The following is a 22,803-nucleotide window of genomic DNA, read 5'->3' on the forward strand; positions in this document are numbered from 1 at the left end:
CTAGCCGGTCGTCAGTGCTCGTGCTCCACCGCCACGCGTACTCCCGCCGGTGCGGCCGGGACCCGTCCGCCCGGCCGGTCGCGCGCCGGCCGCCGCGACGCGGCCCGGCCCGGTGGCCCGCGTCGAGCCGGCCCGACGGGTGGTCGCGGCGGCCTCCGCGAGCACCACCAGCGGCACGTCCAGGACGACGGCGAGCCAGCCGAGCCAGAACCCGCCCGGCACGCGACGCTGTCGTTCCCACCGGGAAATCTCGTGCCGACTCAACGTCGGCACCCCGGCGGCGGCGCACAACTCGGCGGCGGCTCGCTGCTGGCTCAAGCCCCGGTCCAGTCGGCATCGGGCCAGCAGCGGCCCGAGCTGCGCGGGGCGCGGCGATGCGGGCGAGATCATCTGTCCTCCTGGCGGGCGTCGGTGCGGTGACGACCCACCCGCCCGACCGGACGAGACCGGCGTCACCGCTCGGTTGCTGACCCCCGCGCGGGCCCGGGCCACCCCCGCCGCCCCTCCCGCACCGTCCCTTCCTACCTCGGAGGTACGACGCCTTTCCGTCGCCGGGTCGGGGGGGCGCGGTGCGGCAGCGCCCGCCGGCTCACGGCAGGCCGGGCGACACCGTCCGCCGGCTCACGGCAGACCGGGCGACACCGTCCGCGGGCTCACGGCAGGCTGGGCGACACCGCCCGCCGGCTCACGGCAGACCTGGGCGAAGCCACCCACCGGACCGGGCGGCACCTGCCGCTGGATGGGAAGGGCCTGGGTCCTGGTGCCATCGACCGCTAGAGTCGGGTCGTGGCGCTCGGTCTTCCCTCGACACTCCCCAATCCGCAGCCGGCGATCGGGGAGCTCATCCGTGAGCGCCAGCCGACCTTCTCGTTCGAGTTCTTCCCGCCCAAGACCGAGGCGGGGGAGCAGCTGCTCTGGCAGGCCATCCGCGAGTTGGAGTCCCTGCGGCCGTCGTTCGTGTCGATCACGTACGGCGCCGGCGGCTCGACCAGGGACACCACAGTGGCGGTGACCGAGCGGATCGCCACCGAGACCACCCTGCTGCCGATGGCCCACCTCACCGCTGTCAACCACTCCGTCGCCGAGCTGCGGCACGTGGTCGGCCGGCTCGCCGGGGTGGGGGTGCGCAACGTGCTTGCCGTTCGTGGTGACCCCCCGGGCAACCCGGGCGGTGAGTGGATCCGTCACCCCGAGGGCGTGGACTACGCCGAGGACCTGGTCCGGCTGGTGCGCGACGCCGGCGATTTCAGCGTCGGCGTGGCTGCCTTCCCGTACAAGCACCCCCGCTCGCCCGACGTGGCCAGCGACACCGCCCAGTTCGTCCGCAAGTGTCGGGCCGGCGCGGAGTTCGCGGTCACCCAGATGTTCTTCGACGCCGACGACTACCTGCGGCTACGTGACCGGGTGGCCGCTGCCGGCTGTGACACCCCGATCCTGGCGGGCGTGATGCCGGTGACCCAGTTCAGCACCATCGAGCGGTCCGTGCAGCTGTCCGGAGCGCCGTTCCCACCGGCGTTGGCGGCCCGCTTCGAACGCGTCTCCGACGACCCGGACGCCGTCCGCCGGCTCGGCATCGAGCAGGCCAGCGAGATGTGCCGCCGACTGCTGGACGAGGGCGTGCCGGGAATCCACTTCATCACCCTCAACAGGTCCACCGCGACTCGCGAGGTCTGGCAGAACCTGAAGGTCGGCGCCCGCGTGTGAACGATGCGCCTGCGACACCTGTTGCCCGGCACGACGGTTGATCCGTGGTGGGCACACAGCTGAACTGGGATCAGTACGCCACGGCGTGGGCGCGGCTGCACGGCGGGTTCGACCCTCGGGTCGCCGCGCCGGTGGTGCGCGCCTGGCTGCGATTCGCGTACCACGTCGGATATGTGCTGGGTCGGCTGCGGGTCAGCCCCACCGCGGTCACCGTGGCCGGGGTGCTGCTCTGCTTCTGCGTACCGTTGCTGGTGGGCCGGCCGGGCGACGGGCCGTTCCTCGGCGCGCTGTTCGTGCTGCTCGCCGCCGTGGCGGACAGCGTGGACGGTGCGGTGGCGGTCGCCACCGGCCGCACCACCCGGCTCGGCTACGTCTACGACTCGGTCGCCGACCGGCTCGGTGAGGTGGCGTGGCTGCTGGCGTTCTGGCTGGTGGGCGCGCCGGGTGGGCTGGTCGTCGCGGGCGGCGCGCTGTCCTGGTTGCACGAGTACGTCCGGGCGCGGGCGGTCGCCGCCGGCATGCGGGAGATCGGCGCAGTGACAGTGGGCGAACGTCCCACCCGGGTCTCGGTGGCGCTGGCCGGCTTGCTGGTCGCCGGGCTGGCCGGGCTGATCGAGCCGGACCTGGCCGCTGGCACCATCACCATGGCGACAGCGGTCTGGGTGCTGCTGGCCGGTTTCGGCCTGGGGCAACTGCTCTCCAGCATCCGCCGCGCCCTGCTCGACGCCGACTGAGCGGGCCAGCCCGACGTCGACCGGAACAGACGTCGACCGGAACAGACGTCGACCGGAACAGACGCCGACCGGGACAGACGCCGGCTGGAGCAGGCCGGTTCTACCAGGCGGGGCCGATCTCGTCGGCGACGATCTGCGCGGAGAGGGTCACCATCGGCAACCCGCCGCCCGGGTGGGTGGAGCCACCCACCAGCCACAGCCCGTTCGCCGGGCCCCGGTTGGCCGGGCGGAGCAGCCCACCGGCGGTGCCGTAGATCGAGCCACCTGGCGCGCCGGTCGCCACGTCCAGGTCGGCCGGGGTGCGGATCTCGCGGAACAGCAGCCGATCGCGCACGTCCACGCCGCGCCGCGCCAGCACGTCCAGGATCCGGTCGGCGTACGCGTCGGCCAGCCCCGGGCGTCGCCAGTCGACAGCGCCGGCCGCGGTGCCCTGCCGGGCGGCGTTGACCAGCACGAACCACGCCTCGTGTCCGGCTGGGCGGACCATCGGATCGTCGGCCACGGTGACGAACACCGCCGGGTCGGCCGCCGGCCGGGCCCGTACACCGCGCCCGGGGTCACCGAAGACCGCGTCGAACTCGGCGTCGTAGTCGTCCGGGAAGAAGACGTTGTGGTGGGCCAGCCCGGTGCTGCCGGAGACGCCGAGCAGCAGCACGAAGCCGGCGAGGCTGCGGTCGGTCAGCGCGGCCAGTCGACGCGGGTGCGGCAGCAGGTCACGGTAGACGGTGAGCGCGTCCACGTTGGCCACCACCACGTCGGCGGGCACCGGGGTGGTGACGCCGGCGAGGCGTACCCCGTGCACCCGGCCGCCGGTGGCGTCGATCCGGGTGACGGTGGCGTCGGTCTGCACGACCACGCCGAGGTCCAGGCAGCGGGTCAGCAGCGCGTCGGCGAGCGTGCCCAGCCCACCGCGCAGGTACCAGCCGCCGAAGGCCAGCTCGGCGTAGGGGACCGCTACCAGCGCGGCCGGTGCCCGACGTGGGTCGGCGCCGGTGTAGGTGGCGTACCGGTCCAGCATCATCCGCAGCCGCGGGTCGGACAGGTGCCGACGGCCCAGGCCACGCAGACTGCGACCCGGGGCGATGGCGGCCAGGTCGCCGACCCGCCAGGCCAGCGACGCGAGGTCGCGGGGAGAGTCCACGGTACGACGCAGGATGTCCCGTGAGGAGGCCTGCCACACCCGCGCCGCCCGCCGCCACAGCCGCTGCCAGTCGGCTGCCGCCCGGTCACCGAACGCGGCCCCGATCCGGGCGGTGAACTCCGCCGGGTCGGCGCACGAGTCCAGGGTCGGGCCACCGTCGGGAAAGACGTGTCGGACGATCGGGTCCAGCGGAACCAGGTCCAGGTATTCGTCGAGCTTCGCCCCGGTCGCCTCGAACAGGTCGTGGAAGACCTCGGGCAGGGTGAGCAGGCTCGGCCCGGTGTCGAAGTGGAAGGACCCGGCAGGGGTGTCGTGCGTGTACCGGCCGAGCTTGCCGCCGACCGTGTCGGACCGCTCGAAGACGGTCACCTGGTGCCCGGTAGCGGCCAGCCGGGCGGCGGTGGCGAGGCCACCCACCCCGGCGCCGACGACCACGATCCGCGCCATGCCGCGCCTCCCTAGCTGACCGGGCGGCCCCGCCAGGTCAGGCGGCGTCGCTTTCGCAGATGGTACGACCGCAGGGTCAGCCAACCGAGGACCACGACCGACACGGGGTGTGCGAGCGCGTCGGGCCACCACCGGCCACCGGTCGCGCGGGCGGTGAGCACCCGTCCGGCCACCCCGAGCACGTACGCGGCCAGGCCCACGGCGGCCACCCTCGGCGCGCCGGCCGCCGCACCCGTCAGCGCGATCAGCGGTGGGGCGGTGTAGAGCAGCAGCAGCGCCGCCACCACGGCCGCCGCCGCGCTCGGGTGCCCGAACGACGCCCAGAGCGACTTCGAGTACCCGTCGCGCAGTTGCGGCCAGTCGTCGTACATCCGGCAGGTGGCCAGCCGGGAGCCGTCGGCCAGGGCGATCCGCCCACCGGCCCGCTTGACCGCCCGGGCCAGCTCGACGTCCTCCAGGATCTTGTCGGCGACCGCGGCGTGCCCGCCGGCGGCGGTGTAGCCGGCCCGGTCCACCACCAGGAACTGCCCGCCCGCCGCGGCCAGCGACGGCCGCGACGAGCGCTCCATCGCGCGCAGCGGCAGGAAGGTCAGCCAGAGCCACTGCAACAGCGGCTGCACCAACCGGTCGCCGGCCGTCGCCACCACGATCCGGGGGTACGGCGACAGCAGGGTCGCCCGGGCGGCGCGCAACTCGGTGACGGCAGTGGCCACGGCGTGCGGGGCGAGCACCACGTCGGCGTCGACGAAGACCAGCGCGGTGGCGTCCGGGTCGGCCCGGGTGGCCAACTGCCAGCAGGCGTGCGGCTTGCCCAGCCAGCCCGGCGGTGGGGCGACCCCGGTGAGCAGCGTGACCCGGGGGTCGTCGCCGGCCACCGCGCGGACCACGTCGGCGGTGCCGTCGGTGGACCCGTCGTCGAGGACCACGACGCGCAGCCCGGGTACGCCGCGCTGGGCCAGCAGGGCGCGCAGGCAGGGTGTGACCCGGGTGGCCTCGTCGCGCAGCGGCAGCAGCACGGTGACCGGCTCGTCGACGTCGTCGGGCCGGTCGGTGGGTCGGCGCAGCCACCGGGTGGCGTTGAGCCAGGTGTGCCCGGTCAACGCGGCGACGGCGACGAGCAGGGCGAGCAGGGCGATCATCGGGTCGCGTCGACGCCGGGGCGGTGTGGCTGGTGGGCCTCCCGCCCGGAGTCACCGCCCCGGCGGGCCCGCAGGAGGGTCACTGCCAGGGGGACGGCGGTCACCGACATGCCGGCGGCGCCCCAGAGCGCCGAGGCGGGCAGGTCGAGGAAGACGGCGTGGGCCAGGATGCTGGAGAAGTACGTCCACAGGTAGAGCGCGAGCATCGGGTGGTCCCGCCGATCGGTGTGCTCGGCGGCCGGCCCGGCCAGCGGGCGCAGCGCGCTCATCATCAGCACCGCGAAGAGCAGCCAGCCCAGGTAGTTGCTGACCGGGATGCCGGCCAGGCCGGGCAGGGCCGGGGTGGCGTCGCGCCAGACCCAGTAGCCCTCGGCCACCATCTGCGGGTCGAGGAAGAGGTCCCAGGCGGCCAGCCCCACTGTGGCCAGCGCGATCCGCCCCACCCATTGCCCCACCGTCGACCCGCTGCCGCCGGCTGTCGACCCGCCGCCGTCGGCCGTTGCGGCAGTGCCGCCGGTCAGTCGGACCGCTGCCAGCCAGGCCGGCCAGGCCATCCAGGTCCAGGCCAACGGAATGATCAGTGGCACGCCGGCCAGCTTGGGGCCCAGCTCTCCGGAGTAGTCGTAGCTGCCGAACGGCACACCGGTGGCCACCCCGACCGCCTCGATCGCGAACCCGCCGCCGGTGGCCACCGCGACCAGCGCCGCCGCCACCCGTGGGCCCCGGCTGAGCAGCGCGTGGCCGACCGAGAGCAGCCAACCGAGGACGACGGTGGCCACTGTGAGCCCGGCCCGGGTGGCGCCGGTGGTGAGCGGGTAGCAGATCTGGGCGAGCACCAGGACGGCGAGCAGCGTCCAGGAGATCCGCCGGGTCATGATGCCGGTGGCTCGAGCGGCAGATCCCGACCGAGTACGCCGAACGGTCGCTCGTCGCCGGGGAAGTGGAAGTCACGCAGCACGTCGACGAAGCCGAACCGTCGGTACAACCGCCAGGCCCGCGAGGTCTGCTCGTCGGCCTCCGGGGTGGACAGCAGCACTGTGTCGCCCTCCGCCATGCCGAGCAGCGCGCGCAGCTGACCGGCGCCCAGGCCGTGCCCCTGCGCCGGTGGCCGGACGTGCAGCTCGACCACCTCGAAGCAGTGGGTGAGCCAGCGCGTGCGGGTCGGGGCGTCCAGCGCGCGGTGCACCTGGTCGTGCCACCACTGACCGGAGGCGCCCAGGTAGCCGTAGCCGAAGCCGGCGAGGTGACCCTCACTGGTGAGGCTGGCGACCGCCCGGAAACCCGGCCGGCGTACGTGGGTGGCGATGTAACCGCGCCGGGCCTCCAGCAGGTCGGTGCGGTATCCCATCGCCTCGCCGTAGACGGCCACCACGTCGTCCAGCCGCCGGACGAGATCGTCCGGCGTCCAGCGCACCAACCTCATGCCCGTCCACCCTTCACCGTTTCCGGGCCGCCGTCGGCGACCCATCCGAGCACCGACCGGTCGCCGACCACGTCGCGCACCTCGAACCGGGCGAACAGCTCCTCGGCGTACCAGCCCGCGGTGGGGGTTCGCATGATCGCCGCCCGATGCTCCGGGTGACGGTACGCGAACGCCACCAGGTCCGTCGGGTCGCGCCACACGCTCACCGTGCCCTGCCAACCCAACGGGGCCTCTCCGACCCCGAACCGGGCCAGCAGCCCGGGCGCGTCGCGCAGGGCGGCGGCCACCGGCGGGATCGCCCGCCAGAAGGTGGCCGCCCGGCGGGCCCGCAGCCGGGCCCGGGTCAGTGCCAGCACCGGGCCGGTGACCCGGCCGCCCGACGGGTCGCCGAACGGCCGCTGGCCGGACCACTCGCCCCGGCTGGTCAGCGGGCGCAGGTCGATGCGCGCCTGGGCGTGGGCGATGCGCGCCCAGGCCCGCCCGACCGGCGAGTCGTCGAAGCCGGCCGCCGCGGCGGGAGAGTCCCAGGCGGTCAGCGCCGCCCACCGGGTCAGGTCGGCGTCCCGTGGCCCGAAGTCGGTGCCGGTCCCGGTGCCCAGCAGCTTGCCGAACCGAACGCCGGGGAGGGCCCGCAACCGGCGGGGGTCCACCGCCATCCGGGTCAGCGCCCGGGGCAGCGTGCCGGGGGAGGTCCGCCACACGTGCAGCGTGACCAGCTCCGGAGCCGCGCTGGCGTCGCCGCTGGGCCTGCTGGTGCGCTCGCTCACGCCACCTCGGCCGGGGTGCCGGCGGTGACCCGCAACAGCTCGGGGTAGGTGGTCGGGAAGACCGCCTGGGGTACGCCACCCGCGGCCCAGATCTCCGGGTACGCCGCCAGCGCCGTGTCCACCAGGGTGCGCAGCGGGTGCGGGTGCCCGATTGGGGCGACCCCGCCGATCGGCTGCCCGGTGTGGGCCCGGACGAACTCCGGGGTGGCCCGGCGCAGTCGGGTGACGCCGATCGATGCCGCCAGGCCGGCGGTGTCGACCCGGTGTGCGCCGGAGGTGAGGACGAGCAGCGGCGTGTCGTCCGCGTCGAAGATCAGTGAGTTGGCGATCTGGCCGACCTCGACGTCGAGCGCCTCGGCGGCCGCCGCGGCGGTGTGCACCGCGTCGGGCAGCAGACGGACCGTGCTGGGCTCACCGGCACCGTCGAGCGTGCCGGCGGCGGTGAGCGCGTCCTGCACCGCCCGTACGTTCGGGTGTGGCTGCATCCCGCCATTCTTCCCGGTCCGCTGGTGGCCGGTTCAGCCGGCCGGCGCGCTCGGCGCGTCACACGTTGCATTTTCGTCGGAGGGGAGGTGTACTGTCAGCAGCAGTTAGAACGAGTGTTCGATTGCCTCGAACGCCCGTTCCAACCAGCCGGAGCGCGGCGTTTCGCGGCGCCACCTCCGGGCGGTGCGGCTCCGCGGGCCGCACCTGGGTTTCCGGGCAGTCGCGAGCCTGGTCCCAACAGGCAGGAGCGTTGCCCGCCGCCCACGACCCCCGGGCGGCGGGCGACGCACCCGCCGGTCCGCCGGCCGGGTGTGGTGTGGGGAAGCATCCACACCCGGCCGGCCACACCCGGTGCGTCTTCCTCCGCACCACCCGACCTCGGCGTCTCGTCGGCGGCATCAGCCGCCGTAGTGACGTCTCGGCCACGTGGAGGAGAGACATCCATGCCGACCAACCCGGCTCAGGCACCGACGGTGCCGGCGCACGTGCTGCCGCACCGCACCCCCGCCCAACTCCTCACGTTGGCCCGCCGTGGGCTGGTCGAGGCCGGCCAGACCCGACCTGACGGTCTGCGCTACGCGGCTGCCCACCTGGCCGCCCTGCGCGCGGCGGCCGCCCTGCTCGCCGCCCGGGCCCGACCCGCGCCGAGTCGACGCAACCGGATCACCAGCGTCTGGGTCCTCCTCTGCGCCGTCGCCCCGGAGCTCGACGAGTGGTCCCGGTTCTTCGCCGCGGGGGCCAGCAAGCGCGCCGCCGCCGAGGCCGGCATCCCCCGGGTGGTCAGCGCCCGGGAGGCCGACGATCTGCTCCGCGCTGCCGAACAGTTCGTCACGGTTGTGGAAACCGCGCTCGGCGTGGCCCACCAACCGGCCCTGGACGGCCTCGCCGCCTGATCCCGCCGTGCCACCGGCCGCCCCGTGGGGGGAGCCGGGCGGCCGGTGGCACGGCGTGCCGGTCCTGATCTGATCCACAGCAACGACGGGGGAGTTGGTCCAATGGCGGGCCGGATGGTGGTCGGTTCCGCTGCGCTGGCCGATCTGGTGCGCCCGGCGAGCGCGCCCGACCCGGTCGGTGGCCACCGGGTGTTGCCGGTGGTGTCCGAGCTGACCGGTCTGCTGCCCAACCGGGGCCTGCGCCGGGGCAGCACCATAGCGGTCGCCGCCGGCCAGCCCCGCCGCAGCGGTGGCACCTCGCTGATGCTGGCCCTGCTCGCCGAGGCGTCCCGGGCCGGCTCGTGGTGCGCCGTGGTCGGGGTGCCGACGTTCGGCGCGGGCGCGGCGGCTGAGCTGGGTATCGCCCTGGACCGGCTGGCCCTGGTGCCGAACCCCGGCCCCGAGTGGGCCACGGTGGTCGCCGCGCTGATCGACGGGGTGGACGTCGTGGTCACCACGGTGCCGGCCTCGGTCTCCGCCTCGGTCGCCACCCGGTTGGCAGCCCGGGCCCGGCAGCGCGGCAGCGTGCTCGTCCCGTACGGCCGGTGGGACGGCGCGGACGTGACGCTGCAGGTGGTCCGGGGAGTCTGGGAGGGGCTCGGGCTGGGCCGGGGGCGGTTGCGCCGCCGGGAGATCACCGTCTCGGCGCGCGGGCGCGGGGCGGCCGCCCGACCCAAGGAGATCAAGGTCTGGCTCCCGGGTGACGAGCTGACCCGGGTGATCCCTCGTACGCTGCCGTCGCCCGTGGGCCGATCGGCCGCGCCACTCGCGCTGGTCGGTCGGGGGTGACCGGCGCGCCGGCACGCACCCTGCTGCTGTGGTGCCCGGACTGGCCGGTGCTCGCCGCCGAGATCGTCGACGGGGTGCCGGCGACCGGCCCGGTCGCCGTGCTGCACGCCAATCGGGTGGTCGCCTGCTCCGAGCGGGCCCGCGCCGAGGGGGTGCGTCGAGGGCTGCGCAAGCGGGAGGCGCAGGGGCGCTGCCCGCAGCTCACCGTCGTGGAGTACGACCCCGGCCGGGACGCCCGGGCGTTCGAGCCGGTGGTCGCCGCGGTGGAGGAGTTGGTCGCCGGCGTCGAGGTGGTCCGTCCGGGCGCCTGTGCGGTGGCCGCCCGGGGGCCGGGTCGCTACCTCGGCGGCGAGGAGGCGGCCGCTGAGCGGATCATCGAGCACGTGGCGCAGTCGTGCCTGGTGGAGAGCCAGGTAGGCATCGCCGACGGGGTGTTCGCGGCCGGGTTGGCCGCTCGCGCTGGCCGAGTGGTGGCACCGGGTGGGACACCGGAGTTTCTGGCCGGGTTGCCGGTCGAGGCGCTCGGCCGGTCGGCGCTGGCCGACCTGCTGCGTCGGCTGGGGGTACGCACCCTCGGCGACTTCGCCGCCCTGCCGGCCGGCGACGTGCTGGCCCGGTTCGGGTTCGACGGTGCGCTGGCCCACCGGCTGGCCGCCGGGCGGGACCACCGCCCACTCGCCGTCCGGCAGCCGCCGGCCGACCTGACGGTGACCGCCGAGCACGACGAGCCGATCGACCGGGTCGACGCGGCGGCGTTCGTGGCCCGGGCGTTGGCCGAGCGGCTGCACGAACGGCTGGCCGGGCACGGGCTGGCCTGCACCCGGCTCGGCATCGAGGCGGTCACCGAGCACGGGCAGGAGCTGCACCGGGTGTGGCGGCACGATGGCCTGCTCACCGCAGCGGCCATCGCCGACCGGGTGCGCTGGCAGCTCGACGGGTGGCTCTCCGGCAGCAACGGCCGCGCCGGTGCCCGGCCGGCCCGACCGACGGCCGGCATCATCCGGCTGCGACTGATCCCGGACGGGGTGATCGCCCAGGCCGGTCTGCAGGCCGGCCTCTGGGGGGAGACCGGCGAGGAGCGGGAACGCGCGCACCGGGCGTTGAGCCGGGTGCAGGGCATCCTCGGTCCGGAAGCGGTGGTCACCGCGGTGCTCGGTGGTGGGCGCTCCCCGGCCGACCAGGTGCGACTGGTGCCGTGGGGCGACGAACGCGTCCCCGCCCGTCCTGGCCCGCCAGCCGATGCCGGCGCCGACCCGGCCACCGGCCGGGGTGCAGCCGGGGCTCCACCGTGGCCGGGCCGGCTGCCGGCGCCCGCGCCGGCGGTGGTGCTGCCCAACCCGCTCGCGGCGACGGTGCACGACGCCGCCGGCGAGCCGGTGGTGATCAGCGCGCGGTTGGCGGTGAGCGCCCCACCCGCTCGGCTGGCGGTCGGCACCGGCCAGCCGGCGGAGATCGTGGGCTGGGCCGGCCCGTGGCCGGTGGACGAGCGGTGGTGGGCGCCGGTCGAGGCCCGCCGCCGGGCCCGGTTCCAGGTCAGCCTTGCCGACGGTGCCGCCCTGCTGCTGGCCGTGGAGGCCGGGCAGTGGTTGGTGGAGGCGATCTATGACTGAGCCGGTGCGACCCAGGTCGGAGGCGGATGCCCGATGAGCTTCCACAACCCGAAGATGCCCTGGTCGGAGCTGGAGCGGGTGCTCTCCGGGCGGGCCGGCGGCGGCTCCGGCCGGTCGGGCGGCGGGCGGTCGCGCGAGGATCGGCACCTGCACGTGGTGGATCCGCTCGCCGTGGACGCCGATGGTGGCGACTCCCCGGCCTGGAGCCGCCGCCGCGAGCAGTACCAGCCACCGGAGCTGACCCGCCCCGACGGCGTGGTGCCCTACGCGGAGCTGCACGCGCACACCAACTTCAGCTTCCTCGACGGCGCCAGCCACCCGGAGGAGCTGGCCGAGGAGGCGGCCCGGCTGGGGCTCACCGCGCTCGCCGTCACCGACCACGACGGCTTCTACGGGGTGGTCCGCTTCGCCGAGGCGGCTCGTACGCTGGGCCTGCCGACCATCTTCGGTGCGGAGCTGTCCCTCGGCCTGCCCGGTCCGCAGAACGGCGAACCCGACCCGCACGGCGCGCACCTGCTGGTGCTCGCGCACGGCCACGAGGGGTACGCCCGGCTGGCCACCACCATCGCCCGTGCCCAGCTGCGCGGCGGGGAGAAGGGCCGCCCGGACTACGGGGACCTGGAGGAGGTCGCCGCCGAGCTGCGTGACCATGTGCTGGTGCTGACCGGCTGCCGCAAGGGGCATGTGCCGGGGGCGCTGCTCACCGAGGGGGTGGACGCGGCGGCCCGCGAGTTGGACCGGCTGACCGCGCTCTTCGGCGCGGAGACGGTGGCAGTGGAGCTGACCGACCACGGCCATCCCATCGACGCCGACCGTAACGACGCGCTCGCCGAGCTGGCCGCCGCGGCCGGGTTGCCGACGGTGGCCAGCAACAACGTGCACTACGCCAGCCCCGGCCGGCATCGGCTGGCCACCACCGTCGCCGCGGTCCGGGCCCGCCGCAGCCTGGACGAGATCGACGGCTGGTTGCCCGCGGCGGCCACCGCCCACCTGCGCAGCGGCGCGGAGATGGCGGCCCGGTTCGCCGCGTACCCGGGTGCGGTGGCGCGGGCCGCCGAGTTCGGCGCCGAGTTGGCCTTCGACCTCCAGCTCGTCGCGCCGCAGCTACCGGCGTACCCGGTGCCGCCGGGGCACACGGAGATGAGCTGGTTGCGAAAGCTGACAGCTGACGGGGCGCACGAGCGCTACGGGCCGCCGCAGGCGCACCCGACGGCGTACGCGCAACTCGACCACGAACTGAACATGATCGAGGAGCTGGGTTTCCCGGGCTACTTCCTGGTGGTCTACGACATCGTCACGTTCTGCCGTGACCAGGACATCTACTGCCAGGGTCGGGGGTCGGCGGCCAACTCGGCGGTCTGCTACGCGTTGCGGATCACCAATGTGGACGCGGTCCGGCACCAACTGCTCTTCGAGCGGTTCCTCGCCCCGGAACGGGACGGTCCACCCGACATCGACGTGGACATCGAGTCCGACCGTCGGGAGGAGGTGATCCAGCACGTCTACACCCGTTACGGCCGGGAGCACGCCGCCCAGGTCGCCAACGTCATCTCCTACCGGCCCCGGTCGGCAGTGCGGGACGTGGCCAAGGCGTTCGGCTACTCGCCGGGGCAGCAGGACGCCTGGAGCAAGCAGATCGACAGGTGGGGCTCGGTCGCCACCGTCGATGTCGAGAACATCCCCGAGCAGGTGGTGGAGTACGCCAACGAGTTGCAGACGTTCCCGCGGCACCTGGGCATCCACTCCGGCGGCATGGTGATCTGTGACCGGCCGGTGATCGAGGTCTGCCCGGTGGAGTGGGGGCGGATGCCCGGGCGCAGCGTCCTCCAGTGGGACAAGGACGACTGCGCCGCTGTGGGCCTGGTCAAGTTCGACCTGCTCGGCCTGGGCATGCTCTCCGCCCTGCACTACGGCTACGACATGATCGGGTCCCGGCTCGACCTGGGCGACATGACCCTGGACGACCCGGAGGTCTACGACATGCTCTGCCGGGCCGACTCGGTCGGGGTGTTCCAGGTGGAGAGCCGGGCCCAGATGGCCACCCTGCCCCGACTCAAGCCCCGCGAGTTCTACGACCTGGTGGTCGAGGTGGCGCTGATCCGCCCCGGCCCGATCCAGGGCGGTTCGGTGCACCCGTTCATCCGCCGCAAGAACGGCCAGGAGCCGGTGACCTTCGCGCACCCGCTGATGCGCAACGCCCTGGAGAAGACCCTGGGTGTGCCGTTGTTCCAGGAGCAGCTGATGCAGCTCGCCATCGACCTGGCCGGCTTCGACGCGGCCGAGGCCGACCAGTTGCGCCGGGCGATGGGTGCCAAACGGTCGGTCGAGCGGATGACCCGGATCGCCGACCGGCTCTACGCCGGGATGGCCGAGCGGGGCATCACCGGTGAGCTGGCCGACGACGTCTACCGCAAGCTCACCGCGTTCGCCAGCTACGGCTTCCCGGAGAGCCACGCGATGAGCTTCGCCTACCTGGTCTACGCCAGCTCCTGGCTCAAGCGTTACCACCCGGCGCCGTTCCTGGCCGCGCTGCTCAACGCCCAGCCGATGGGTTTCTACTCGCCGCAGACCCTGGTCGACGACGCCCGCCGGCACGGGGTGGAGGTCCGTCGTCCGGACATCAACGCCAGCGGGGCTCTGGCGGTGCTGGATTCCACCCCGGAGACCCGGTGGGGCAGCGGGCCGGGGGAGCCGCCGCACGCCTGGGGGCTGGACGGTCCCGCGGTCCGGCTCGGCCTGTCCAGCGTACGGACCCTCGGCGCCGACGTGGCCGAACGGATCGAGGCCGAACGGGTCGCCGGTGGGCCGTACCGGGACATGCCGGATGTGGCCCGGCGGCTCGGTCTCACCGCCGCGCAGTTGGAGGCGTTGGCCACCGCGGACGCCTTCGCCTGTTTCGGGCTGACCCGGCGGCAGGCGCTGTGGGCCGCCGGCGCGGCGGCCCAGGACCGGCCGGGTCGGCTGCCCGGCACGGTGACCGGCGCGGCGGCGCCCACGCTGCCCGGGATGGAGGCGGTGGACCGGCTGATCGCCGACGTGTGGGCCACCGGGTTGTCGCCGGAGAGTCACCCCGCCCGGTTCATCCGGGGTCAGCTCGACGTGCTCGGCGCGGTGCCGATCGCCCGGCTCGGCCGGGTGGAGCCGGGGCAGCGGATCCGGGTCGGTGGCATCGTCACCCACCGGCAACGCCCGGCGACCGCGGGCGGGGTCACCTTCCTCAACCTGGAGGACGAGACGGGGATGCTCAACGTCACCTGTTCACCGGGGCTGTGGCAGCGCTACCGGCGGGTGGCGCGGACCAGCGCCGCGCTGGTGGTCCGGGGGCGGTTGCAGCGGCACGAGGGGGTGACCAACCTGGTCGCCGACCGGCTGGACGCCATCGAGCCACCGGTGAGTCCGGCCTCCCGTGACTTCCGCTGATTCAGTGATCCACATTACGGTTTCCCGGGCCGTCGAGCGGGAGACTCGTTCCGAGCGGGCAGAGCGGCCCGTGATCCGTGAGGGGGAACGACAGTGACGGGAAATCACGCGTACACCGGTGGAATCGCCAACGCCCGGCGGACCCGACTGGGCACCGGCTGGGTGCCGTCGCACCTCGCCGACCCCCGCGAGTACGAGGTGACAAACGGTCCGGTGGCCAACGAGCGCCGGTCCCGGGCGGAGGACGAGGCCGAGGGCACCGAGGCCTGACCGGCCGCCGCACCACGCACCGATCGGCGTGTGGTGGGCGCCCCCGCCACACGCCCGTACCGCCACCGGGCCGGGTGACTAGGCTCGACCGGGTGGAGCAGACCCGAGGCCGGTTCGCCGAGCCGCCGCTGACACCCCGTACCGCCGTGATCTGGTCGGTGCTCCGCGCCGAGCTGGACCGGCGCGGCGACGCCGAGCTCACAGTGCTGGACGTGGGCGGTGGCACCGGCGGTTTCGCCGTTCCGCTGGCCCGCGCCGGGCATCGGGTCACCGTCGTCGACGCCAGCCCCGACGCGCTCGCCGCGCTCACCCGCCGCGCCGCCGAGGCCGGGGTGGCCGACCGGATCGCCGCCGTGCAGGGCGACGGTGACGCCCTCGCGGGGCTGGTCGAGCCGGCCGGCGTCGACCTGGTGCTCTGCCACGCCGTCCTGGAGGTGGTGGACGACCCGACGCCGGTGGTGGCCGCGCTGGCCACCGCGCTGCGCCCGGGTGGCGCGGCCAGTGTGCTGGTGGCCGGTCGGGCCGCCGCCGTGCTGGGCCGCGCGATGAACGGGCACCTGGACGTCGCGACCACCCTGGCCGCCGATCCGGCCGGCACCGCCGGGCCGCGGGACACGCTGCGCCGACGCTACGACGCCCCGGGCGCCGCCGCGCTGCTCGGCGCCGCCGGGCTGGTGGTCGAGGAGATCCACGGGGTACGCGTGCTGGCCGACCTGCTGCCGGCCGCGGTCGCCGACGGTCAGTCCGCCGCGGTGGTCGAGTTGGAACGTGCGCTGGCCGCCCAACCGCCGTACCGGGACCTGGCCGCCCAACTGCACCTGTTCGCCCGCCGGCCGGCATGATCGCCGAGGCCGGTGGCCGGCCGGCGCCGCTGGAGATCCTCGGGCCGGAGCACGGCGGTGGCCGCCTCGCCGACGTGCTGCCCAGCGCGCTGGCAGTGCTCGGGGTGCCCGGTTCGACCGACCCGCTCGGGCTGGTGCCCGCGCTGGCCGGGGTACGCCGGATCGCCGTGCTGCTCGTCGACGGGCTCGGCTGGTACCAGCTGCCGACCGCGGCGCCGTACGCGCCGACCCTCGCCGGGCTCGCCGCGACGGTGGCCCGGCCGCTCATCGCCGGTTTCCCGTCCACCACCCCGACCAGCCTGGTGTCGCTGGGCACCGGTGTCGCGCCGGGCGCACACGGGGTGCTCGGCTTCACGGTGCGGGTGCCCGGCACCGATCGGGTGCTCACCCACACCGACTGGGCCGCGGATCCGTCGCCGCTGCGCTGGCAGCCGGTGCCCACCCAGTTGGAGCGGGCCCGCGAGGCCGGGGTGACGACGAGCGTGGTGAGCCGTCCGGAGTTCGGCGGCAGTGGGTTGACGGTGGCCGCCAACCGGGGTGGCGACTTCCGGGGCGCCGCCGGCGGGGACGCGGTGGCCACCGCCATGCTGGCCGCGCTGTCCGCCGGGGCCGGGCCCACTCTGGTCTCCGGCTACCACGCCGACCTGGACCGGCACGGCCACCTCAGCGGCGTCGACTCGGCGCCCTGGCAGGTCGCCGCCACCGAGGTGGACGCCCTGGTCGCCCGACTGGTCGACGGGCTGCCGCCGGACGCGGCGCTGCTGGTGACCGCCGACCACGGGCAGCTCGACATCCCTGCCGCGCACCGCTTCGACCTGGACACCGATCCGCGACTGCGCGCCGGCGTGCGGCTGGTGGCCGGCGAGGCCCGGGTGCGTTACCTGCACGTCGAGCCGGGCGCGGTCGACGACGTGCGGGCCGCCTGGTCGGAGGTGCTGGGCGCCACGGCCCGGGTACGCATCCGCGACGAGGTGGTGTCCACCGGCTGGTTCGGGGCGGTGCCCGAGGAGCACCTGGGCCGGATCGGCGACGTGGTGGTGATCTGCAACGACACGTACGCGGTCATGGCCAGTCGCACCGAACGGCCGATGGCGTCGAAGTTGGTGGCCTACCACGGGTCGGACACCGCCGTGGAGCTGACAGTGCCGCTGCTGGTCGTCCGGGGCTGATCCGGGGGACGGTTCGGCCCGCCGGCCGATGGTGGTGTCGTACCCCCGGGTTAACCTGCCGGGATGGGCCGCAGCCAGTCGTTGCCCCGGGGCGACGATCCGCGCTTCGGGCCGGACGCCGACGACTCCGCCAGCCCGATCCTGCACGTCGACATGGACGCCTTCTTCGCCGCCGTCGAGGTGCGCCGTCGACCCGAGCTGCGCGGCCGGCCGGTGGTCGTCGGCGGTGTCGGCCCGCGCGGGGTGGTCAGCTCGGCCAGCTACGAGGCCCGCCGGTACGGCGTCCGCAGCGCGATGCCGACCAGTCAGGCCCGGGCCCGCTGCCCCCACGCGGTCTACCTGCCACCGGATTTTTCCGCCTACACGGCCGCCTCCCGAGCCGTCATGCAGATCTTCCGGGACGTGACGCCGCTGGTCGAGCCGCTCTCCCTCGACGAGGCGTTCCTCGACGTGACAGGCGCCCGTCGGCTTTTCGGCTCCCCGGCCACCATCGCCCGGCTGATCCGTCGCCGGGTCGCCGAAGAGCAGGCGCTGACCTGCTCGGTCGGGGTGGCGCCGACCAAGTTCGTGGCCAAGCTGGGTTCCACCCGGGCCAAGCCGGACGGCCTGCTGGTCGTGCCACCGGGGCAGGTGCTCGACTTCCTGCACCCGCTGCCGGTGGACGCCCTGTGGGGGGTGGGGGAGCGCGCTGCCGAGGCGCTACGCCGGCTCGGCCTGACCACCGTCGGCGACCTCGCCGAGGCCCCGGTGGGCATGCTCCGCCGGGCCGTCGGTGCCGCCTCGGCGTCGCACCTGCACGAGTTGGCCTGGGGCCGCGACCCGCGCGGGGTCAGCCCCGAGCACGTCGACAAGTCGATCGGCGCCGAGGTGACCTTCGACGTCGACGTGGCCGACCCGTTGGAGATCCGCCGTGCGTTGCTCGCGCTCAGCGCGAAGGTCGGTGTCCGGTTGCGTGGCTCCGAGCAGGTCGGGCGCACCGTCTCCCTCAAGGTCCGACTGGCCGACTTCCGCACCGTCAGCCGATCTCGCACCCTCGACGTTCCCACCGACACCGCCCGCGAGATGTTCGACACGGTCTGGGCGCTCTACACCGCATTGGACCCGGCCGAGCGGATCCGACTCGTCGGTGTCCGGGTGGAAGGGCTCGCCCCGGCGCAGGGCGCTCACCGGCAACTCACCCTCGGCGCGCCCGAGCGTGGCTGGCGCGAAGCGGAAGCTGCCGCGGACGCCGCCGCTGCCCGTTTCGGGCGGTCCGTCATAGGTCCGGCCAGTCTGATGGGCGACCGTGATCCCCGTCGAAACGAAAATCCACCCCGCCCATAGGTCGTCCCGCTTTCCGACGCGCGACCCCCCTCGTAGACTTGCGGGTAAGCAGCCGGTTGGCTGCCACGGTCTGTCGGCCCGAGTGGGCCCGACCAACGTGACCGGGGAGGAGTGCCGTGCCGCTCTCGGAGCACGAGCAGCGGCTGTTCGAGCAGATCGAGCGGTCGCTTGCCGAGGACCCCAAATTCGCCTCGGCCGTGCGCGCCAGCGATCCGCGCTTCCATGCGCGGCGTCGCCTGCTCGTCGCCGCCGGCGTCATCATCGCTGGCTTGGCTCTACTGGTCTATGGCGCGGTGATCAAGACTCCACCACTGGCGGTGGCGGGCTTCGTCGTCATGCTGGCGTCGGCCGCGTTCGCGGTGCAGTCGCACCGGCGGGCGCAGTCACCCGACCTGCACGTGGTGGGCGGCACGACGAGTCGTCGTCGTCCCCGCGGTGGCCGATCCGGTCGCCGGTCGTCAATCCTGGACCGCATGGAGGACAGGTGGCGGCAGCGCCCGGAGGGGCACCGCTGAGCCGGTCCCGCCGCTGAGGCGGGCCGTACGCCGCGACGAGCGGTCGCCGGGCACGAGCCCCCGGCGACCTCCGTCGTATCCGCGCGCCCTCTACCGCTGCCCACTCTCCGCAGGTTCCCCCGACCCGCAGAAGCACCCCACCGAGGAGTGACCGCTCTCCGCATGGTCGTGCTCGATCCTGGATGTAGTGGCATCGTGCGCCAGGGAAGGGACTACTTCCTGGATCGAGCACGATCTCGGGTGGCGGCAGCTCAGGCGGGTGGGGCGGCGGTGGTGGCCGCCGCCCCGGATCTGGAACCGTCGATCAGCGAGCGGCCCGGTCGGCCAGCAGCCGTCGAGGGTTCCACCGCAGCAGTCGGTACCGGGCCTGCCCGGTGAGCGCCACCATCCGGCTGGACCTGTCGGCCATGGCGGTACGCCAGCGCAGCAGCACCGAGGGCGGCAGCACGGCGGCGAGCAGGCGGGTCCGTCGGTCCGCCCGCGTGGCGAGCGCCGCACGGACCGCGCGTAGCGCCGGCAGCAACCGCTCACCGGTCAGCGGATCCCGCGCGTAGCGGGCCCGCTCCTCCGCCCGGCCGAGCAGCCGCGCCGACCCGATCGCGTCGTCATCGTCGAGGGCGTCCCGGACGAGCCGGTCCGCTGTCGCCCTGGGCGTCTCGGTCGGATCGACCGGGACCCGGAAGTCCACAAGCGTGTCGAGCAGCTCCGCCCAGGCGGCGTGGGCGTCCGCGCGAGCCCGGTTGGCGTCCGCGCTGACCACCACCGGACGTGCCTCCGGCTCGCTGTCGCCGTCGACCCGGGCGGAGGCCATCGCCCCGCTCGCCGCGCTGCCACTGCGTCGACGGCGTAGAGCCATCCGGCGCAGCGCGGGCACCGCGAGCAGCACCAGCAGGGCCACCAGGCCCGCCGCCCACCAGGGCCAGACCGGTGGCTGCTCGTTCGGCGTCGTCCCGCCGAGAGCGAGCCCGTCGTCGGTGTCCCGGTCGGCGTTGTCCGGGCCGGTCGGCTCCGCCGAGGTGCCCGGGTCCGTCGGGGCGCTCGTGGAGCCGGAGCTTGGGCTGGGCGCCTCCGGCGCGTCAGTGTCCGGTGCCCAGGCCGACCGGGTGGAGCCGGGCACCCCGTACGCCGGGGTGGCGTCGAACGGCACCCAACCAGCCCCGTCGAAGTAGACCTCGGTCCAGGCGTGCAGGTTGAGGTTGGTCAGCGTGAAGGTGTCACCGTCGCGCTTGCTGCCGTTGGTGAACCCGAACGCCACCCGGGCCGGAATGCCGGCCGAGCGGACCAGCCAGGCCATCGCGGCGGCGTACTGCTGGCAATAGCCGACCTTGTTGGTCAGGAAGTTGACGATGTCCTGACCGCTGCTGCCGCTCTCGGTGCTCAACCGGTAGCTGAACCCGTTGTCCGCCGAGAAGTGCTGGTAGATCGACAGCACCTTGTCGTAGTCCGTGCGCTTGCCCTGGATCAGCCCCTTGACCAGCTCCTCGACCTCGGGCACCGGCCCGGGGGTGGCGGTCATCTGTCGGCGTACCGGGTGTTCGGTCGGCAGCGGCTTCGCGCTCCGCAACGCCTCCGGCCTGAAGGTCGAGCGGACGTAGTCGAAGGAGTACTTCCGACCGCGGGAGTTCTCCCGGTTGGAGAAGACGACCTGCTGGTTGGCGTCGTAGAGCCAGTTGTCGCTGAGGTCGTCGGCGCTGGTCGGTTCGGCGTACACCGGCATCAGCGACATGCTCAGGCTCTTGGTGACCTCGACGGTCGCCTGGTAAGTGGTCTGCTGCACGCCTGGACCAGCCCGGTCGGCCGGGTTCGGGAGGTCCCGGTTGACCGATCGGCCGCTGGGGTTGCGCGCCTGGAAACCAGCGGGGCGCAGCTCGTCGGCGACCGCGTAGCGCAGGTAGAACGGGTTCTGCTCGGACGTCTTCACCTTCACCAGGTCGGCCACCTGGGACTGGTTGAGCTGGCCGGCGAGCGAGGCGAACAGGTCGATCCGACCCGACGTGCCGCCCGAGCCGGACCCGTTGCCGGTGCCGTTGCCCGGCCCCCGGCTGAGCGAGTCGAGCAGCCCGCCGGTCATGCCGGGCACCGCCAGCGGCAGCACCACCGCCAGGGCCACCCCGACCGCCGCGAGCCGACGGCCGGCGGACGCCAGCGGAGAGGCCTCCCACACGTCGACGTCGCGGCCGTCGCCGGTGAACCGGCGGCCGAAACGGCGCACCCGGTCGACGTTGTCGGTGACCAGCAGCCAGAGGTAACCGGCGGCGCCCACCACGAACGGCACCGCGGGGACGCTGTCCACGTAGACGGCGACCGGCACCGAGTAGATGGCGAGCATCGGCAGCCCCGCCAGCGCCGGCCGGCGCAGCCCCACGACCAGTACGTCCACCAGCACGGCGACCCCGCCGACGCCGAGCACGGCGATGAACAGCAGCGGGTCGGTGTCCGGGACCTCGACCCCGTACGAGCGCATGTCCTGCATGGAGCCGGCGAGCAGGTCGCCGAAGTACGCGAGCGTGCCCGGGGTGGGCAGGATCGCGAACAGCTCCTGGCCGCTGGGGAACAACCAGGTCAGGGCGAGCATCAGGCCGGCCAGCATGCCCAGCACCTGACCCCACAGAGGTGCCCGGGCGAGGCGGGTCAGCGCGGCCACACCGGCCACCACGGCGACCGCGATGATGGACTCGATCAACCACGTCCAGCCCTGGAAGATGGCCGACAACGGCGCGGCGGCCAGCAGCGTGGCAGCGGCCGCCACCAAGCCGATGTTCCGACTGCTGATCATGAGGAGAGCCTTCCGTTCATCGCACGCCGCCGGCGACCGTCTCGGCCAGCGCGGCCCGCAGGGCGAACCCCTGGGCGCCCCGACCGACCTGCGGCCACAGCGCCGGCAGCCGGCCGCCGTGGTCGACGCCGACCACCCGCCAGCCGCTCTGCAACATGGCCAGGACGGCGGCGGCGTGGGCGTGCTCCGCCTCGGCCCGCGCCTTCTCCGGCAGGCTCAGCCAGGTGGAGCTGTTCAGGAGGAAGCCGACACAGGTGGCGCCGTTGCCCCGCAGCCCCGCCAGCAGCTCCGCCTCGGCGACGCTCACCGTGCCGAAAAGGCCGATGATCAGACCGCCGTCGGCGCGTTGGCGGACCCGCTGCACGAGGCCGGTGACCTCGGCGCGCTGATCCAGTCGGACCTCCGCGAGGTGGTCGAGCAGCGCGCCGTCCCCGCCGGCCTCCGAGGCGTCCACATCTGCCCCCGAGCCGGTGACCAGGCGCAACTTGTAACCGGCCTGTCGCAGGTGGACGGCGATGCTCGCGGCGGCCGAGACCGACCACTCGAAACTGGCAGTCGGCCCCTCGCCCCGGTGGCCGTACGCACGGGTGTCCAGGACGACGGTGGCCCGGCTCTCCCACGGTTGCTCCTCGCGGCGCACCATCAGCTCACCGGTGCGGGCGGTGGACTTCCAGTGCACCCGGCGCAGGTCGTCGCCGCGCCGGTACTCCCGGGTCGCGGCGTCGTCCTCGCCGTGCACCGCCACCGAGCGGGCCCGGCTGTCGCCGCTGCCCGCGTACTCCCCGGGGAGCCGGACCGACGGCAGCGGGGTGACCTGCGGGATGACCGTCAGGTGGTCGGTGCTGGGGAAGGAGCGGGTGAGCTCACACAGGCCGAACGGGTCGGTCATCCGGACGACCAGCGGGCCCACGTCGTAGCGGCCCCGCACGTCGGCCCGCACCGTGTACGCCACGGAGCTTGCCTGGTGCGCGCCGAGCCGCTCCAACACCACCCGGGGCCTGCTGCCCAGCGCGTAGGGCAGCCGGTCCTCCAGGAGCAGCGTGCCGGTCGGCAGCCGGGAGAGGTTCTGTAGGCGCAGCACCACCCGGGAGTTGGCGCCGACCGGAACCCGGTGCGGGTCCAGGGAACGGTTGCAGGCCAGCTTGTAGCGGCTCCGCCCGACGTAGGCGGCGGCCAGCAACGGCAGGATGGCCAACAGCACAGCCACCCGGAGCAGGTCCTTCTCGCCGAGGATGCCGGCCGAGATCGCCGCCGCGACCGCGGCGGCGAGGAAGGAGCGCCCGCGGGTGGTCAGCCCGCGTAGCCCGGCACGCACG

At 74.4% G+C, this 22,803-nt stretch carries 20 protein-coding genes; 11 read left to right on the plus strand and 9 right to left on the minus strand.

The window, feature by feature from the left end; translation table 11 throughout:
- On the minus strand, nt 1–390 hold the full coding sequence (locus OG598_RS02225; RefSeq protein WP_328652814.1) for a helix-turn-helix domain-containing protein: 390 nt from the start codon (nt 388–390) through the stop codon (nt 1–3).
- A gap of 396 nt (nt 391–786) precedes the next feature.
- Between OG598_RS02225 and metF the strand changes: the two genes are divergently transcribed.
- The gene (metF, locus tag OG598_RS02230) at nt 787–1,704 is read left to right on the plus strand and encodes a methylenetetrahydrofolate reductase [NAD(P)H] (protein ID WP_328652815.1); all 918 of its coding nucleotides are present in this window, start codon (nt 787–789) and stop codon (nt 1,702–1,704) included.
- A gap of 44 nt (nt 1,705–1,748) precedes the next feature.
- The gene (locus OG598_RS02235) at nt 1,749–2,438 is read left to right on the plus strand and encodes a CDP-alcohol phosphatidyltransferase family protein (RefSeq protein ID WP_112582773.1); all 690 of its coding nucleotides are present in this window, start codon (nt 1,749–1,751) and stop codon (nt 2,436–2,438) included.
- 100 nt (nt 2,439–2,538) lie between these two features.
- Here OG598_RS02235 and OG598_RS02240 read toward each other — a convergent pair whose 3' ends face one another.
- The 6 genes from OG598_RS02240 to OG598_RS02265 are packed head-to-tail and all read right to left on the minus strand — an operon-like array spanning nt 2,539 to nt 7,840.
- Complete coding sequence (locus tag OG598_RS02240) at nt 2,539–4,026, minus strand: phytoene desaturase family protein (RefSeq protein WP_328652816.1); 1,488 nt, start codon at nt 4,024–4,026, stop codon at nt 2,539–2,541.
- Nucleotides 4,027–4,037: 11 nt separating this feature from the next.
- Entirely contained in the window at nt 4,038–5,165 is a 1,128-nt protein-coding gene (locus OG598_RS02245) for a glycosyltransferase (RefSeq protein WP_328652817.1), read from the minus strand.
- Nucleotides 5,162–6,040, minus strand: coding sequence for a carotenoid biosynthesis protein (locus OG598_RS02250; protein ID WP_328652818.1), 879 nt, complete (start codon nt 6,038–6,040; stop codon nt 5,162–5,164). Before OG598_RS02250 ends, OG598_RS02245 begins: the two co-directional genes overlap by 4 nt.
- On the minus strand, nt 6,037–6,588 hold the full coding sequence (locus tag OG598_RS02255) for a GNAT family N-acetyltransferase (RefSeq protein WP_091407634.1): 552 nt from the start codon (nt 6,586–6,588) through the stop codon (nt 6,037–6,039). Before OG598_RS02255 ends, OG598_RS02250 begins: the two co-directional genes overlap by 4 nt.
- Nucleotides 6,585–7,355, minus strand: coding sequence for a monooxygenase (locus tag OG598_RS02260; protein WP_328652819.1), 771 nt, complete (start codon nt 7,353–7,355; stop codon nt 6,585–6,587). The genes OG598_RS02255 and OG598_RS02260 overlap by 4 nt, the downstream gene beginning before the upstream one ends.
- Entirely contained in the window at nt 7,352–7,840 is a 489-nt protein-coding gene (locus OG598_RS02265; protein WP_328652820.1) for a YbaK/EbsC family protein, read from the minus strand. Before OG598_RS02265 ends, OG598_RS02260 begins: the two co-directional genes overlap by 4 nt.
- A 444-nt stretch (nt 7,841–8,284) precedes the next feature.
- Here OG598_RS02265 and OG598_RS02270 point away from each other — a divergent pair, with 444 nt between their 5' ends.
- The 9 genes from OG598_RS02270 to OG598_RS02310 all read left to right on the plus strand — a co-directional run bounded on the left by OG598_RS02270 (nt 8,285) and on the right by OG598_RS02310 (nt 18,711).
- Nucleotides 8,285–8,734 (plus strand): SAV_6107 family HEPN domain-containing protein, encoded by a 450-nt coding sequence (locus OG598_RS02270; protein ID WP_007463070.1) that lies wholly within the window; start codon nt 8,285–8,287, stop codon nt 8,732–8,734.
- A gap of 102 nt (nt 8,735–8,836) precedes the next feature.
- Entirely contained in the window at nt 8,837–9,562 is a 726-nt protein-coding gene (locus OG598_RS02275) for a hypothetical protein (protein ID WP_328652821.1), read from the plus strand.
- The gene (locus OG598_RS02280; protein WP_328652822.1) at nt 9,559–11,172 is read left to right on the plus strand and encodes a DNA polymerase Y family protein; all 1,614 of its coding nucleotides are present in this window, start codon (nt 9,559–9,561) and stop codon (nt 11,170–11,172) included. Before OG598_RS02275 ends, OG598_RS02280 begins: the two co-directional genes overlap by 4 nt.
- A gap of 33 nt (nt 11,173–11,205) precedes the next feature.
- A complete protein-coding gene (locus OG598_RS02285) occupies nt 11,206–14,592 on the plus strand; it encodes an error-prone DNA polymerase (protein WP_328652823.1) in 3,387 nt (1,128 codons plus the stop codon).
- 93 nt (nt 14,593–14,685) lie between these two features.
- Nucleotides 14,686–14,862 carry a hypothetical protein gene (locus OG598_RS02290; protein ID WP_167492956.1) on the plus strand — a complete coding sequence of 59 codons (177 nt, stop codon included), beginning with the start codon at nt 14,686–14,688 and terminating at the stop codon, nt 14,860–14,862.
- A gap of 74 nt (nt 14,863–14,936) precedes the next feature.
- Nucleotides 14,937–15,704 (plus strand): methyltransferase domain-containing protein, encoded by a 768-nt coding sequence (locus tag OG598_RS02295; RefSeq protein ID WP_328652824.1) that lies wholly within the window; start codon nt 14,937–14,939, stop codon nt 15,702–15,704.
- Entirely contained in the window at nt 15,701–16,873 is a 1,173-nt protein-coding gene (locus OG598_RS02300; RefSeq protein ID WP_328652825.1) for an alkaline phosphatase family protein, read from the plus strand. The genes OG598_RS02295 and OG598_RS02300 overlap by 4 nt, the downstream gene beginning before the upstream one ends.
- A 63-nt stretch (nt 16,874–16,936) precedes the next feature.
- On the plus strand, nt 16,937–18,196 hold the full coding sequence (locus OG598_RS02305) for a DNA polymerase IV (RefSeq protein WP_328652826.1): 1,260 nt from the start codon (nt 16,937–16,939) through the stop codon (nt 18,194–18,196).
- Between the two features lie 116 nt (nt 18,197–18,312).
- Nucleotides 18,313–18,711, plus strand: a complete 399-nt coding sequence (locus tag OG598_RS02310) for a DUF3040 domain-containing protein (protein WP_030334542.1) — start codon at nt 18,313–18,315, stop codon at nt 18,709–18,711.
- A 304-nt stretch (nt 18,712–19,015) separates the two neighbouring features.
- Here OG598_RS02310 and OG598_RS02315 read toward each other — a convergent pair whose 3' ends face one another.
- On the minus strand, nt 19,016–21,487 hold the full coding sequence (locus tag OG598_RS02315) for a transglutaminase TgpA family protein (protein WP_328652827.1): 2,472 nt from the start codon (nt 21,485–21,487) through the stop codon (nt 19,016–19,018).
- Between the two features lie 16 nt (nt 21,488–21,503).
- A complete protein-coding gene (locus OG598_RS02320; protein WP_210785716.1) occupies nt 21,504–22,802 on the minus strand; it encodes a DUF58 domain-containing protein in 1,299 nt (432 codons plus the stop codon).
- Nucleotide 22,803: the final 1 nt, after the last annotated feature.

It is taken from the genome of Micromonospora sp. NBC_00330, assembly GCF_036136635.1.
Lineage (GTDB): Bacteria > Actinomycetota > Actinomycetes > Mycobacteriales > Micromonosporaceae > Micromonospora > Micromonospora salmantinae.